This is a genomic window from Selenomonas sp. oral taxon 136, assembly GCF_001554015.1.
GTDB lineage: Bacteria > Bacillota > Negativicutes > Selenomonadales > Selenomonadaceae > Centipeda > Centipeda felix.
The window spans coordinates 1,276,827-1,291,538 of record NZ_CP014239.1 but is presented as its reverse complement, the minus strand read 5'-3'; the positions used below and the strand labels follow the sequence as shown (position 1 = coordinate 1,291,538).

General features: G+C 54.0%; 18 protein-coding genes and 1 tRNA gene. 7 read left to right on the top strand and 12 right to left on the bottom strand.

Going from position 1 to position 14,712, the window contains the following annotated elements; translation table 11 throughout:
- Positions 1-94: 94 nt before the first annotated feature.
- On the bottom strand, positions 95-1,852 hold the full coding sequence (locus tag AXE86_RS12145) for a methyl-accepting chemotaxis protein (protein WP_232294850.1): 1,758 nt from the start codon (positions 1,850-1,852) through the stop codon (positions 95-97).
- 220 nt (positions 1,853-2,072) lie between these two features.
- Here AXE86_RS12145 and AXE86_RS06255 point away from each other — a divergent pair, with 220 nt between their 5' ends.
- From AXE86_RS06255 to AXE86_RS06245, 3 genes are all read left to right on the top strand, one after another.
- Positions 2,073-2,705, top strand: a complete 633-nt coding sequence (locus AXE86_RS06255) for a hypothetical protein (protein WP_061945658.1) — start codon at positions 2,073-2,075, stop codon at positions 2,703-2,705.
- 20 nt (positions 2,706-2,725) lie between these two features.
- The gene (locus tag AXE86_RS06250) at positions 2,726-3,157 is read left to right on the top strand and encodes a hypothetical protein (RefSeq protein WP_061945656.1); all 432 of its coding nucleotides are present in this window, start codon (positions 2,726-2,728) and stop codon (positions 3,155-3,157) included.
- Positions 3,158-3,202: 45 nt separating this feature from the next.
- Positions 3,203-3,276, top strand: a tRNA-Gly gene (locus AXE86_RS06245).
- Between the two features lie 59 nt (positions 3,277-3,335).
- On the opposite strand, the gene AXE86_RS06240 is transcribed toward AXE86_RS06245, so the two are convergent.
- From AXE86_RS06240 to AXE86_RS13245, 3 genes are all read right to left on the bottom strand, one after another.
- Positions 3,336-4,142 carry an Rpn family recombination-promoting nuclease/putative transposase gene (locus AXE86_RS06240; RefSeq protein ID WP_061945654.1) on the bottom strand — a complete coding sequence of 269 codons (807 nt, stop codon included), beginning with the start codon at positions 4,140-4,142 and terminating at the stop codon, positions 3,336-3,338.
- Between the two features lie 110 nt (positions 4,143-4,252).
- On the bottom strand, positions 4,253-4,771 hold the full coding sequence (locus tag AXE86_RS06235; protein WP_061945652.1) for a cysteine hydrolase family protein: 519 nt from the start codon (positions 4,769-4,771) through the stop codon (positions 4,253-4,255).
- A gap of 71 nt (positions 4,772-4,842) precedes the next feature.
- Positions 4,843-5,163, bottom strand: coding sequence for an ADP-ribosylglycohydrolase family protein (locus tag AXE86_RS13245; protein WP_232294849.1), 321 nt, complete (start codon positions 5,161-5,163; stop codon positions 4,843-4,845).
- 3 nt (positions 5,164-5,166) lie between these two features.
- On the opposite strand from AXE86_RS13245, the gene AXE86_RS13240 reads away from it, so the two are divergent.
- Together AXE86_RS13240 and AXE86_RS06225 are read left to right on the top strand one after the other, a co-directional pair.
- Complete coding sequence (locus AXE86_RS13240; protein ID WP_232294848.1) at positions 5,167-5,340, top strand: hypothetical protein; 174 nt, start codon at positions 5,167-5,169, stop codon at positions 5,338-5,340.
- Positions 5,341-5,819: 479 nt separating this feature from the next.
- Complete coding sequence (locus AXE86_RS06225) at positions 5,820-7,001, top strand: MFS transporter (protein ID WP_061945650.1); 1,182 nt, start codon at positions 5,820-5,822, stop codon at positions 6,999-7,001.
- A gap of 306 nt (positions 7,002-7,307) precedes the next feature.
- Here the strand turns inward: AXE86_RS06225 and AXE86_RS06220 are convergent, their stop codons facing one another.
- Positions 7,308-7,928, bottom strand: coding sequence for an MFS transporter (locus AXE86_RS06220; protein ID WP_232294847.1), 621 nt, complete (start codon positions 7,926-7,928; stop codon positions 7,308-7,310).
- 259 nt (positions 7,929-8,187) lie between these two features.
- Here AXE86_RS06220 and AXE86_RS12135 point away from each other — a divergent pair, with 259 nt between their 5' ends.
- Positions 8,188-8,544: a helix-turn-helix domain-containing protein gene (locus AXE86_RS12135; protein WP_071884699.1), complete on the top strand. Its 357-nt coding sequence runs from the start codon at positions 8,188-8,190 to the stop codon at positions 8,542-8,544.
- Positions 8,529-9,575, top strand: a complete 1,047-nt coding sequence (locus tag AXE86_RS06215; protein WP_061945648.1) for a DNA cytosine methyltransferase — start codon at positions 8,529-8,531, stop codon at positions 9,573-9,575. The genes AXE86_RS12135 and AXE86_RS06215 overlap by 16 nt, the downstream gene beginning before the upstream one ends.
- A 71-nt stretch (positions 9,576-9,646) precedes the next feature.
- Here AXE86_RS06215 and AXE86_RS12130 read toward each other — a convergent pair whose 3' ends face one another.
- The 7 genes from AXE86_RS12130 to AXE86_RS12720 all read right to left on the bottom strand — a co-directional run bounded on the left by AXE86_RS12130 (position 9,647) and on the right by AXE86_RS12720 (position 14,652).
- A complete protein-coding gene (locus AXE86_RS12130) occupies positions 9,647-10,039 on the bottom strand; it encodes a hypothetical protein (RefSeq protein WP_071884698.1) in 393 nt (130 codons plus the stop codon).
- 55 nt (positions 10,040-10,094) lie between these two features.
- Positions 10,095-10,520, bottom strand: a complete 426-nt coding sequence (locus tag AXE86_RS06210; RefSeq protein WP_061945646.1) for a very short patch repair endonuclease — start codon at positions 10,518-10,520, stop codon at positions 10,095-10,097.
- A gap of 10 nt (positions 10,521-10,530) precedes the next feature.
- The gene (locus AXE86_RS06205; RefSeq protein ID WP_232294846.1) at positions 10,531-12,249 is read right to left on the bottom strand and encodes a Z1 domain-containing protein; all 1,719 of its coding nucleotides are present in this window, start codon (positions 12,247-12,249) and stop codon (positions 10,531-10,533) included.
- Positions 12,250-12,401: 152 nt separating this feature from the next.
- Positions 12,402-13,553, bottom strand: a complete 1,152-nt coding sequence (locus AXE86_RS06200; RefSeq protein ID WP_232294845.1) for a restriction endonuclease PLD domain-containing protein — start codon at positions 13,551-13,553, stop codon at positions 12,402-12,404.
- 167 nt (positions 13,554-13,720) lie between these two features.
- Positions 13,721-13,915, bottom strand: a complete 195-nt coding sequence (locus AXE86_RS13235; protein WP_232294844.1) for a hypothetical protein — start codon at positions 13,913-13,915, stop codon at positions 13,721-13,723.
- Positions 13,916-13,990: 75 nt separating this feature from the next.
- Entirely contained in the window at positions 13,991-14,491 is a 501-nt protein-coding gene (locus AXE86_RS13230; protein WP_232294843.1) for a hypothetical protein, read from the bottom strand.
- A 20-nt stretch (positions 14,492-14,511) separates the two neighbouring features.
- On the bottom strand, positions 14,512-14,652 hold the full coding sequence (locus tag AXE86_RS12720; RefSeq protein ID WP_157064426.1) for a hypothetical protein: 141 nt from the start codon (positions 14,650-14,652) through the stop codon (positions 14,512-14,514).
- Positions 14,653-14,712 lie beyond the last annotated feature (60 nt).

Sequence of the window (14,712 nt, the reverse complement as noted above, 5' to 3'; positions counted from 1 at the left end):
GGAACGCTCCACGGAACTGAAATACAGACGGGACTGCAGTACGAATTCGAAAATGTCGTACTGCAGTCCCGTTTGTCATGAGCAAATGGTATCGCTACACGTCGAATGCCTCAATCTGTTCCTGGATGGCGCGCACCGCCTCAGCGAGCTCACGTGCCACATCTGCCATGCCGTTGATATCGCTTGTCTGCTGCTGGATGCTTGCCGCCATTTCCTGCGTGCTTGCGGCACTGTTCTGCGCCCCGTCCGCGAGTGAGGAGACGAGCGGCGTAATCTCCTTGACATTGGCAAAGATGGCCGACATCGACGACTCGAGTGCCGCCGTCGCGTGTTCGAGTCTCTCAATGGAGGCCGCGATGCTCATATAGTTGCTGCGCGTCGAGCCGATGGCCTCCGTCTGCACCGTCACGGTGCGCTCCACATCCTGAATCCCTGCAACGGCGTTCTCCGAGTTGTGTGTCAGCTCCGCGATGATCTCCTTGATATCCTTGGTAAAGCTACTCGACTGGTCGGCGAGCTTGCGGATCTCATCCGCAACCACGGCAAATCCGCGCCCCGTCTCTCCGGCACGCGCCGCCTCGATGGCAGCGTTCAGTGCAAGCAGGCGCGTCTGCTCGGCAATGGACTCGATCATCGTACTCGCCTCGTCGATCTTGCCGGCACTCTCGTTGTTTTCGTTGACGAGGCGTGTAATTGCCGCGATGTTGGCGTTTGCCTGCTCCGTCTCCTCCAGGAGGTCATGCACCACTGCCGTACCGTGCTCCTTTTCGTCGGCGACGCGCGCGCTCACCTCTTTCAGATCACGGAGCAGCCCTTCATTTTTCTGCAGGGAGCGCTCGATCGACTGAATGTTGTCATTGATCGTCTGCGTGTGCATCGCCTGATCCGTCGAGCCGTTCGCAATGTTCTCGATGGTGCGGCTCAGCTCCTCACCGGCACTCAGTACATTCGTACTCGATGTACTGAGCGTCCCCGACATCGTGCCCAAGTCAGAGGCACGCTTTCCGAGGGCAGCGACCATCGTTTTGATCTGTGCGCCGAAGTCGTTCATCGTGCGTGAGAGGACGCCCACCTCATCGGCACTGCTGCTCTCCACGGGATGGATCTTGATCTTGCCTGCCTCGTTCTTCGAGAAGGCGCGTGCCATATCGATGACAGGGCGCGTCACGCCGCCGCTGACCTTACGTGCCAGTACCGCACAGAGAGCGAGGGCGATCACGATGCACAGGATGGAGAGCTGCAGCTCCTCATACATTGCTGCGCGGCTCTCATCGCTGCGCGCGGCGAGATAGGCGTCGATGTTGTCCACGTAGTTGCCCGTCGAGATCACCCAGTTCCACGGAGCGAATTTCAGCGAGTAGGCACGTTTCGGCGAGAGCTGCCCCGTCCCGACGTTCTCCGGCTTTTCCCACATGAAATTACTGTACCCACTTCCGTCGTTCGCCGCTGCGATGAGATTGCGGATGACATAGTTGCCGTCGGGGTCACGGTCGTCTCTGCGGTCCGTGCCCTCCTTGTTTTCCAAAAATGGATGCGCGATCAGCCGGCAGTCTGTGTCATCAATCCAGAAGTATCCGCTGCCGTCTGCTCCATAGCGCAGCTTTTTCACACGGGCAATCGCCTCTGCCTTTGCCTCATCCTCCGTCAGCCGTCCGTCCCGGTACATATCGTAGGCGCTCTGCACCTCACTGCGTGCGAGCTCCGTCGCGACACCGATCATATTGTCGTAGTCCGTGTACAGCATCGTACGGAATTGCTCCTGCGTATGGCGATCACGCATATCTGCCATGATGAGCAGCAGCGCGATGATGAGCACCGACAGCGCAATCACCGGCGCCATCAACGCCAGCATGAATTTACTCCGCAAAGATTTCATTTTTACAGCCCTTTCTCTCTCGTGTGTCCCTTATATTAGAAGTTCGCGCGCTGCGGCAAAAATCCTCTTTTTATAAAACTTTTGTTTTCTGTGGAGATTCACACAATAGGTCTCCTGGCGGGCACTTCTTTTCTCTTTCCCTTTTCCGCACGCTATGCTATAATAAAATATCGTTAGAAGATGGCGGAGAACGGTTATGAAAAAATATCAGATGTCCCTCCTGCTGATCCTATCCATCGCCGTGCTCACTGTTGCTGTGACCGCATCCGCGGCACTGCCGCCCGTCTCCGGCGCCCAGCTGATCATAAAGCCTGTGCGCACGGAGCAGGGCAGCGACGTGCGCCGTTCCTACTATCAGGTCGGCGCAACGGAGATCAAGGCAACGCTCGCACAGATGGGTACGCAGCTGCATTTTACCCTGTGGGAGGGCAAGCAGAACGTCTTTCACTTTAGTGCACCGGCATCGCGTCTGGGGCTCGGCTCTGCAGGCGCGTTTATGAGCGACGGGCATTTGTTCTTTTACTGCAACATCAACACACGTGCCGGCTGGCGTCCGCCGGGCGCTCCGCCCGCCTCAGGACGTGCAGTCATCGTCGGAAAATCGCCGGTGGACGGTGCCTGGCGCATCTACGTCGACAGCAGCGACTACTACAATCCGGTGCCTGACGATTTTCAGGTCTATATCGGATCCGTGCAGCACAGCGCAGACCATCCGTACATCGCGCTCGCATTCGGCCGCGAGCTCTATACCGACACGGCCAGGCCTGCCGTGCGATATCGGCTCGACTATCATGCGGACACAGATCAGTTTACATACGAAGAGGAATAAGCACGAGGAGGTGGTTGGTCGTGATCGAGGCGGCCAAAACATTCGAGGAGTATATTGAAAAGGAAAACATCACCGGTTTTGCCATCCGCGAGGTGGGCGACGACCGCGACACCACCGTCTTTGAGAGCGAGATCGAGGCAGGCGAGCGGCGGCTGCCCATCGCCGTCGTCATCGACAGCACCGCCTATGCGACCATCCGCGTCCGTCTTGCGCAGAACGCCGTCGACGACACGAACGCCATGCTGCTCACGGGCTGGCTCATGCGGCAGAACCAGGACAGCCGCCTCATCAAGTTCTACCTCACCTCCGATACCGCCATCCACGCCGACGTCGTCGTCCCGCATAACCCCGTGGCGTTTGACCCCGAGGTCATGACGAGCGTCCTGCGCGTCTTCATCCGCGACATCACGAAGCTCATGCCCGACCTCGCCATGCTCCTGCCCGAGGAGTGAGCGCGTTTGACAAACGCGGGAGAATCTGCTATCATAGCAATCACTGCGGGCGTAGTTCATCGGTAGAATGAAAGCTTCCCAAGCTTTAGAGGTGGGTTCGACTCCCATCGCCCGCTCCAGCGAAAATATAGCACCATCCAAAAGATGGTGCTTTTTTTGTGTAATATACGTTTTTCCTTTATCTTATCTCTTCCAGTTCCTGCCGATACTGCGCCCATTCATCGGCAGGGACACCAATCAACGAGAGTGCCTCATCGGTCGACATCCCCGACATAAAGACGAGTCGACGGAGGATGGCGAGGCGCTCTTCCCTCTGCCCCTCTCTTCGTCCTTCTTTTCTCTCCTCTGCAAGACTAATCGCGTAGCTCATATAACTCGCCTCCTCTTCTGCGGTAGATTTGATCGCATGAATCTCCCTGTCGATCTCCTGCACAAAGTGATCTGTCGTCACCGCGCCGTCGACGTAGCGGAGAAACGCCTTGATGGATGCGTCGATTTCGCCCGTCTCTCCCTTGGTGTTGAGAAAGATCTTTCGCGTGCCGTCCTTCAGCTGGATGTGATTATCCTCCAGACATTGATTCTCAAATGTATAGATGTACCGACCGGCATCAAATGGATCGAAGGAACAGATAAAAATAATAATCGTCGGGTTCAGACGATCGTAGTCCGCCCCTGCAGCAAGCAGGTCAGCGTCCATCATCGCCTGATAGCAGCGCGTACGCTTTGCGAGACCGTCCCCCTCAGGCTTTCTCACCTGCATCTCGATGTTGTAGACTGTGCCCTTTCCGTCCTTCACGTAGACATCCATGCGGACGCCCTTGCTCCCGTAAACGGGAATGAGTACCTTCTCCGTGCCGACATAGGACAGATCTTCAATCTCGATGTGCAGGATGCGCTCAAGCATTTGCTTGCAGATGCGTTTCCGTTTGATAATCAACTTGAACATATAGTCGTCACTGATCGTCAGGTCTTTCCAGTCCTTCATCCAAGCGCCTCCTTTCCCGTATTTTAACCGACCAAACGCTGTAAATCAACGCCGGCAAACAAATTTCTTCCTGTCGGCTCGCCATCATTTTCCAAAACACACGCTTCATCCTACCCGCGCACCTCGATCTGGCATGCTCGCATCGCGTTGAGTGCGGTCGTGTGGCTCTCGGGCGTGACGCCCGCGCAGCAGGCGGCGTCGACACTGATGCGCTTTTCGGGATAGAACGCCTTCACGAGGAGCGCGTTCGAGATGACGCAGATATCCGTGCAGAGCCCGACGAACTCGATCGCATCGTAGTCCGCGAGGGCGGCGGGGAGTGCCGTCGCGCCGAACGTGGGCTTTTCGATCACGGCGGCCGCCGCATCGGCAAAGGGGCGGAGTGCCTCCACGATCGCCCAGCCCGCCGTGCCGCGAATGCAGTGCGGGACGGGCAGATGCTCCCCCTCCTGCGTCGTGAGATAGTCCGCGCCGTGCGTATCCATGGTAAAGACGAGTGCCGTCCCCGCCGAACGTGCCGCCGTCAGTTTCTCCACCATACGCGGCAGCATCGACTGCGCCTCCGCCGTGCCGAGTGCTCCGTCCACGAAGTCGTTCTGCATATCCACAACGACGATTGCCTTCTTCATTGTATGCCCTCCATTTTGCCGATGCTCCCGCGCTGTCGGCGCGCGGGAGTTTTTCTGTTCGCTCAGCTCTCTCAGTGCGCTCTCTGCCCCATCCCATAGCGCGCCTCCCATTCATCATAGATGGGACGGAGGCGGTCGTCGAGATAGGAGAGTGCCTGTGCGCGGATCGCGTCGGGTATGCCATAGTACGCCTCAGCGATCGCGCCCGTGATCGCAGCAATGGTGTCACTGTCACCGCCGAGCGAGATCGCCGTGCGGACGGCATCCTCAAAGGAGCACGACTCGAGGAAGCACTCAATCGCCTGCGGCACAGTATGCTGGCAGGTCTCGTTAAAAATATAGTCCTCGCGAATCCCGTCAATGGTAAAGTCGAGCGCGTAGTAGTGCGCCACGATATGGGCGGCGATCTCCTGCTGCGTGCATCCGAGAGCCCCGCGGCATCCGCCGCAGGTGCGTCCGCTGCCTCCCTCTGCGTCTCCATGATCGCCTTCGCCACGGACAGCGTCATAATGCTGTCATCCGTCGCAAAACAGCCCTCCGCAAAAAGCGCAAAATCCTTGCTGCGGTGATTGTCGAACTCAAACCGCGAGCCGACAATATCGCCAATGATTGCCCCCAGCATCGTATGGCCTCCTTAAAGGAATCACACAGGTTATTCTATTTCTTTTCCTTTTCTCACAGGAGCAATCTCGTTGTGCCATCTCCTGTGTGCGATGCTCGGCAGGAAGGCACAGCCCCCTGCTGAGAAAGCGTTCAGCACAGCGCTCTTACCGTACGCACAAAGCCGGCACAATCACCACACCGCCCCTGCCGTGTGCACCTCCTTATACTCCATCACGCTCTCTTCTTATTCTGTGCGTATTTTACTTCATTGCTTCTAATTATAACACAGGTAAAATACGCGCGCCATTATCACAATTTTACAGCTTTATACAGATCGCGGAAAATCTGAAAAAAAGGGCGTTTCCCCCCCCTTGCATTTTTTTTATTTTTCTCTACAATGTGGATACTGTCACACCAGGAAAACACAGATAGGGAGGGATGCACTATGACGATGCTGCCGCGCCAGTACATGATGCTGTTTGGAATCACGATTACGGCGTTTATCTTCAACACGTCGGAGTTCATGCCGATCGCACTGCTCATCGATATCTCCGAGTCGTTCTCCATGACGGAGGCGGCGACGGGTCAGATGATCACGATCTACGCGTGGGTGGTGGCCCTGCTGTCGCTGCCGCTGATGCTACTGACCTGCCGCATGGAGCTGAAGAAGCTGCTGCTCCTGATGGTGGCACTCTTTGGCATCGGGCAGATGATCTCGGGGATCGCGACGAGCTATGATATGCTGCTCGGGGCGCGTATCGTTGTCGCCTGCGCGCACTCGATTTTCTGGTCGATCGCCGCGCCGCTCGCGACGCGTCTCGTGACGCGCGAGCATCAGCCGACGGCACTCGGTATGATCGTGACGGGCAGCTCGGTCGCGACGATTGTCGGGCTCCCGCTCGGCCGCGTGATCGGGCTCGCCGCAGGGTGGCGCATGACGTTCCTCCTGCTCGCCGTGGTCGCCGCTGCCGCGTTCGTCTATCTCGCGATTCTCCTGCCGCAGCGCACGCCGGGGGCGGGGGTCAGTGTCCGCGAGCTGCCGTCGCTCGTGCGTCAGCCTGCGCTCGCGTGCATCTACGTCATGACGGCGCTCTTTGCGACGGCGTATTTCACGATGTACAGCTACATCGAGCCCTTCCTGCACACAGTCGCGTCGTTCTCGCCCGATCTCATTACGGCGGCACTCATGCTGCTCGGGGTGAGCGGCATCATCGCGAGCCTCGTGTTCTCGCGCATGTACGGCAGGTGCCGTTTCTCCCTGCTGCGCTGGTGTCTGGTCGGGGTTGCCGCCATGCTCTTTCTCTGGCAGGCGGCATCCATCTCCGTCGGCACGATGATTGTGCTGACGATGGTGCTCGGCGTGCTCGCAACGCTCTACAATACGATGTTCCAGGCGGAGGTGCTCGCCACGGTTCCGCGCGACGCATCGACGGTCGCGACGGCGATCTACTCGGGCATCTTCAACCTCGGCATCGGCAGCGGAACGTATATCGGCGGGCTGGCAGCGGGGGCTGACCACATCGCCCATATCGGCTACATCGGCGCGGCCATCGCACTCGTCGCCGCCCTGCTCTGCCGGAAGGTCTACCTGCCGGCGGTGGAGGTGCATCACAGGAATCTGCGGTGAGCTAGAAAAGCACGGATAAAGCATACATAAGGGACATGACGCAGCAGCTTGAGCGACGCGGTATCCCTTTTTTCCCCATCACCTTATTCATGGAAATGTAATCTCTTATCATTGAGCAGCGTCCCGACAAGTCAGTCACTGTCATCGCTGCCGCTGCACCGGCAGCAGCTTCCCTGACAGGACAAAAATCTGCACCAATCTGACGGACTTCATTTTATCAGCGGTTCCTAAATGCACACAAAATCCCGCCGCATTCGGAACATACCGAACGCGACGGGATTTTTTTGTGGGAATCCAACGATTCCTTTATTCCGCTGCTTTCTTCCCGCCCATAGTCATGAAGAGGAAGAAGATCGAGAGGACGCAGGAGGCGAGGAGGCTGATGAAGCCGCCCGTCCAGCCGAAGTGGTCGACGACGAAGCCCATGTAGACACCCGCGAACGCAGAGCCGACGATGTAGCCCATGAGACCCGTGAGACCGGTCGCGCCGCCCGTTGCGACACGCGGCACCATGTCCGCCGCCTGCAGTCCGATCATCATGACCGGCCCGTAGATGAGGAAGCCAATGGCAATCAGCGCGAGGTTGTCCACGAGGACATTGCCGGGCGGGTTGAACCAGTAGACAAGGATCGCGACGATGACGAACGTCATAAAGATCATCGTTGCGGGCGCACGCCGTCCGCGGAATACGCGGTCACTGAGGTAGCCGCTCACGAGCATGCCCGGGATGCCCGCCCACTCATAGAGGAAGTATGCCCAGCGCGAGCTCTCTTTGGAGAAGCCCTTGACCGCCGCGAGATATGTCGGCGCCCAGTCGACGACGCCGTAACGGCGGCTCCCGCATCTCCATCTTGTACCCCGGGATCGGCTCCACCTGCTCGAAGTCGATCTGTGTCCGCTGCTCGACGCGGAGGTAGACGAATACACCGACCAACAAAGCAAGCACCAGTCCCACAAACATATATCGCCGCTGCATGATGCACCTCCTTTGCCGTGTGCGGTATGAGAAACACTCTGTATCTTTAGTAGATATTAAAGCATATAGAGACAAAACAAAGGAAAAAGTTACAACTTATTTATGTTTCCAACGATGAAATCAATATATTTCAAATAATCGCTGCGTTTATGCAGCATTATATTGCTAAAACGCAGCGATTATTGTATACTAACAAAATGAGGTGACACAATGCCAAATTTTAGAGAATATATTAGAGCACAGCGAAAACAACAGGGGCTTTCGCAAAAAGAGTTAGGGAAACGCTCTGGTCTAAGCGATGCAACCATACAACGTCTTGAAGGAGGTCTTATAGACAGTCCTGACTGCCGTCATCTTCGCAAAATTGCGGATGCGCTCCATATTCGCCGTTTTTATCTGCTGAAACTTGCTGGTTATGTGACGGAAGAGGACATTGCTCCACCCCAGAATATTCATGGTCTTTCCGCTCTATCTGATGATGACTTAAATGAACTTCAGTTATTTGTTGACTTTCTAATCCATCGAAAAAGACTGCAAAAAGGGGGTACAGAATGCACTTCAGACTAGGTGAACTCTTTTGCGGCCCCGGCGGGATTGCGTGGGGCGCCGCCCATGCAGATATTGGTGATCCAAACTACAAAATCATACACACTTGGGCCAACGATTACGATGCCGACACCTGCAGCACCTATCGGCACAACATTTGTCCAAACGAACCGTCCTCCGTTCACCATGCAGATATACGCACATTTGATCTCACGTCTTTGCCCGCCATCGACGCACTGGCATTTGGTTTCCCGTGCAATGATTATTCCGTTGTGGGCGAGCAAAAGGGAATCAACGGCATCTATGGACCTCTATATTCCTATGGGGTAAAAGCATTACGGCAATTCCGCCCGCAGTTTTTCCTTGCGGAAAATGTCAGCGGGCTGCAAAACGCCAACGAAGGATCGGCGTTCAAAAAAATTCTGTCAGAGCTGCGTGAAGCTGGGTATACCATCACGCCTCATCTCTATAAATTCGAGGAGTACGGCATTCCGCAGGCGCGTCATCGCATTATCATCATTGGAATACGCAGTGATCTCGATGTTGTCTTTCGTGTTCCCTCTCCTGCTCCATACGCCTACAAAGATAATACAAGCAAAACGGCACTTGAAGTTCCGCCGATTCCTAAGAATGCACACAACAACGAACCTACCAAACATGCCCCCATCGTCGTTCAGCGTCTTAGTTACATCAAGCCCGGTCAGAATGCCTTTACAGCAGATTTGCCCGAAGAACTGCAGTTGAACATCAAAGGAGCACAAATCAGCCAAATCTACAAGCGCCTAGACCCCAAAAAGCCCGCCTACACCGTGACGGGCAGCGGCGGCGGCGGGACACACATCTATCATTGGGCAGAACCGCGCGCGCTTACAAATCGCGAGCGGGCACGGCTGCAGACTTTCCCCGATAACTATGAATTTATGGGAAGCAAGGAGAGTGTGCGAAAACAAATCGGCATGGCAGTTCCATGCGAAGGAGCCCGCATTATATTCGAGGCGGTACTCCGCTCCTTTGCAGGAATTAAATATGATGCAGCAGAACCAAACATCTAATGTTATACAAGAAGACCGAAAGCAAAGGGGCAGACCTTCACTTTCGGTCTTACTGCTTTCAATACGGTCTATTATAAAATCTCCACTAAAATCTCTGTTGGGCTTTTCCATGTAACTTGAACGACATCCCCAACCTGAGCATTTTGACTTCGATACCAAGCTCCAATCCGCCTAAGATCTTTATCTATAGCAAACTGTTTTGCATAAGTATCACCTGCGCCGCTATTTCCCTGTGCACGAAGTACTTCGTTGTGCAAAAATCCATCACGAGAACTCACAGTAAAAAGATTACTGCCAAACCCTTCAGGGCTATTATAGATCGAATATCGAATCGCATATTCTCTCGGTATTTTGATATAACCTTCTCCTTCAACAGGATCGCGATTCGTTGGATTTCGATACGTCCCCCAATTAAGATGTGTTTCCTTTAATTTAACTTGGTATGAATCTCCCCGTTGCGGCATAATCTTTCCCTCCAATCAATAATGGCCGTTATGATAACAATAATATCGTAATCTTTCAAATTTTATTAAGTCTGATAATTCCTTCATATAGTTTCTGCAGATTCTCCTCCACGACTGCTTTTTTCAGCTGGCACTCCCAGATCACAAAGACGCGCCAGCCCACATAGGAAAGCAGACGAGTATTCTCCTCATCACGTTCCACATTGCGCGCAATCTTTGCACGCCAATATGCCTCATTGGTCTTTGGCCAAACAAAACGACCACAATCATGATGGTGCCAGAAGCAGCCGTGTACAAAAATGACGGTACGGTATTTCCGCAGGACAATATCGGGACAGCCGGGAAGGCTTCGCACATTTTTTCGATAGCGCAAGCCATGAGAGAATAAATATTTGCGTACCATTTCCTCGGGTTTTGAGTTCACGCTGTGGATATGTGCCATGTTCCGGCTGCGCACCTCTTTGGAGTGATTATCCGCCATCACGGCCCCCTTATTCTCCCGTTATGTCCTCATGAACATTATAGTATGCCATACCATCCGGCAGGCGAATATTCGGAATCCAGAGCTGCCTGCCGCCCCAGCCCTTCGTTCCTGTGACCTGATACATCGTGAGAACTGCTTGCTCTGAGAAGGATGCACCCAGTTTCCAGTCATTTGGTGAGAGCAATGCACCTGTCCCCTGTGCAACATCACGCCCCCGACGTACAATCAGAATCCCCTGCGCTGTGGGTCTCTCCGACAGCATGGCACGCAGTATGGATTGAAATGCATCCAGTTTGAAATCGGCACTTGGAATGATATGCGATAAAAGCTCCTGCATAAATCGCAGATTGATCTGATAGTATGGCTCATCATTCGCGAATCTTGCAAGCAACGCAGACAAGCCCTCAATGCTGTCGTTATTCGGGCGATACGGATAATAATTCGTACCGCCCACAATCATCTCCACACGCTTCTGATCCAGAACATTCGCACGCGTTGGACGTATCCCTTGTGGATAATACAGGCGGATATTCTCTATCCCGCGTTCGATCTGTGCGGCAATTGCATTGTTTGATGCGTTAATATCTGCAAAGAGCTTATACAAATGGCGATCCATATAAATGTGAACCAATCCCGGATCGCGGTCGTATCCAAACATGCGGCTGTGCTGCCAGATTGTATCTGCCTGCGGTTTCTTACTCGTTCGCGTGTAGTAAATACTGTGGAGTGCAGGAAAAGTGACGCCGCGCCCCAACGTATTTCCGCCAATGATGAGATTGCAGCCCTGTGCATATGAGCCACTGTCTACTTCGTGCGCGCCATTCATGATAATGATATGTATGGAATCCTCTCGAATGAGCCGCTGTGCCTCCGCAAGGATCAAAGAAAGTGCTTGTTTCTCACTTTTCTGCGGGTTCATATCCTCATAGACCGCCCGCACCGCCTCCACAAAAGCGGTCTCGCTATGTTCTTTGCACCACGCAATCTCCTGTGCTGCAGCATCAGCATACTGCGTATGCTGCGACTGGCGCACGCTCGGATGAATCAGAGCGTTGGACACGCGCCCACCTGCAAGAAAAATCTGTGCCGATACGACGATGTGACGAACGACAAACGTCCGCATCGGCATTTCCATCGTCTCTAAGAAGGACACACACGGTGCCGTCTCCTCTCCGACCGGAAAGAAAAAATCACCGCCCAGATAACCGTCTCCGGGCTTAAAATAGCCGACAAAACGCGGACGCCATCCGGAAACAGCTGTCTGAAGAAGGATCGCCTGGGGGGTTCCCGTCACTTGCAGATACAAGCTGCTCGATGTCTCGTTTTTGATTGCATCCAGATATTTGTTAATGGATGATTGACGCTGTCGATTCACCAGCGTATTGAGTGATGCCGCATCTGCCTCATCATCAACGACAAACAGAGGGTTCCCTTTCATAAAACCAGAGGAAGCAAGCACATTCGACCATAATTTCAAAACGCGCGCATTCTTTTTCAACACGACGATCACAGGCTGAATAAGGCTGTTGTCCACAAAGAGCTGCACATCATTCTCGCCGCAGATACAGAACCCGTCCAGATCCGCGTGCACACGCGCAAGCGTCTGCTGCTGAAGCACAACATTGTCTGTTGTGAGGAGAACAAATGCAGGAAATCCAAGATCCGCCGCCTTGCACATGATCCCAAACATCTGTCCCGTCTTGCCGGACTGGACATTGCCAAACAAAAGTCCTATTTCGTGCGTGGTAAAAGAAAATTTTTTCAACTGCCGCTCACCAATATCATCTGCAGTTTGTAAGATAGACTCCGCCAGCTTAACATTCCCACGCTCGATAATTCTGCTCAAATAGGTTTGCAAATACTGCACTTTTTTGCCTCCTATTCATCCTCCTGCTGGGCAAACGACAAGAACCAGACGGGCAGCGGTATTCCATCCGCATCCAGAGCAGTTTGACCGGTATTCTTAAAGATGAGTGCATTGCATCCGTATTCCCACAGCATCTCCTGCGTAATCATCCCCGCTCGTTCCGTATCTCTCTGCGTATCATTCACGGGGCACACAAGCCCCGCCGCTGCAAGACGCCCTTTCAGCCAGCGCCCCATAATCAGCTCATCCCCAACCGCACTGAACTGCTTGTTGTTGTCACTCGTGGTATGCGCCTTAAAGTAGTATCCGTCATCTGTGATGACAAAAAAGGGTTGATTTTTTGCCGGATACCCCTCCCTTCGATACACATCTGCACCAACAGTCAGCTGAGTTTCGTACCAGTCCCTCGACTTGCGTTTATTGCGCGGGGCAGCATAGCATACATTGATATTGGATTTTGTGTAGTGCTTTCCATCATCCATATGCCGCTCCGCAGCACAAGGGACTTTCAGCGGAAGAACAAAGGAAAAAATCGAGGGGCAGGATTTGTAGAACTCTACATTCGATGGTGGAAGCTGTGCCACGAGTTCCAGCCCGCTGAGTGCTGTATTCATCTCCCGCACGAGAGGCATATCCGTGATTGCCGCAATGTTATCAGAGCAACGCGGCTCATTCAGCAGAGCAATATGCGCGGCAAACTCTGCCAACGGTTCGGACTCCGTCAGAAAAAGTGCACTCTCATATTGACGGCGATTCGATGCCTCTGGTTTCAGTACACCCAGATTTGCCGACCCGACTATGGCGGCAGCTGGCTGTTTTCCGTGGCAGAACACATATATTTTTCCATGATATTTGAAGGGCTTTACGATGCGAATCTCGCCAATTCCCGCCTCCTGCCAGCGTTGGTTAATCTGCATCGCGGTATGATACGAACGCTCCGGCATTCCTTCGATGTAGTACATACCGATTGTGAGGCAGATGTGCCGTATCTTCCCGGCCGAGACAAGCTGATCCAACTCCATGAGCGCAGCCCGCGACACATAGCCAACAGCAATATCGACGCGGTCTGCCAGAGCAAGCTGCTCTTTAATACAGTCTGCCACCGTTTGCTGACCGCTCGAGATTCCGAACGGCAGGATGTCGGAAACAAGAAATTTCATCATCGCTTACCCCTGCGTTCTCTGCCATTGTACATAGTCTCTATGATGTCATCAATGATTGATCCAATCATACTGGTACCTCCTAATACCATACCCATCATTTATTATAGCATATTTCAAGAAAGTAAAGATCCACACCAGCATCTGCAGAGGCAGGCTTTGCTATCCCCCTAATTCCAATACTTACTCAGCATGACGTACTCCATGCGATTGCCGAATGAGAGGTATTCCTCGCCGCCGATGTCATAACATCCACTGCCTGAGTATCTGTCATCATAGTTGATTTTGGGGACACGCTTCATCTGATACGCCTGTGCGAACTCATACGGCGCGTTCTCGCAGTTCAGTCCCGAATGCTCCAGCACCGCACGGCTGCCCCGCAGCAGGAGAATGCGGTCGACGGTATCCGCGTCAAATGTGATGGCGATGCGCAGATTGGGCTAATACCATCCGTATGTGTTCACATAGGGTCTCAGATTCCCCGTCTGCGGGGGCGCGCCGAGCACCGCCGTCACCTCCGCCGAGATCATACCAAGGTGGATCCCCGCAATCGATTCGTTGAATGGAGACTTTGCCGTACGGTGCAGCATCTGATGGTCGTTCAGCTTAATGCTGTCCGTGTCCGAGTGACGGATATCCCATGTGAGATAGAGACCGCGGCTTCCCGTGCTCTCAAGGATGTCAAACCGTCCCGCTCCGTGTGAACTGCCCCCTGCAAAGTCATACGCCGCGAGCACACGGCAGCCGTTGATATAGCCGCCCCCGATCTGAAGAACCCGATTGCCGTCCGCATCGTACCAGTCGCCCTCCATCAGGTTCAGCGCCTTCGTCACATACTGCTGCTCCATCCGCACGGCATGGGCGGGCTGTGGGGCAAAGAGTCCCACGAGCAGAACTGCGATGAGAAGCATCGTACCAAAAAATTTTCTATATACACTCATGATGTCCTCTCTCTATTCGTTCAAAATCGTATCGTTCGCATCCCCGCGTACATGATGGCAAGGAAGGTCTGCGGAACAAAACAGCGCAGGAAAACACTGTAGACACCAAGAAATGATGATGCTCCCCCTGCCGAGAGGTCTTCTTTGAGCAGCTTCAACACATCCAGATTATCCCCCTCGATACCTCCCCGTCACCGCATTCTGGAACGACCACCCCACCG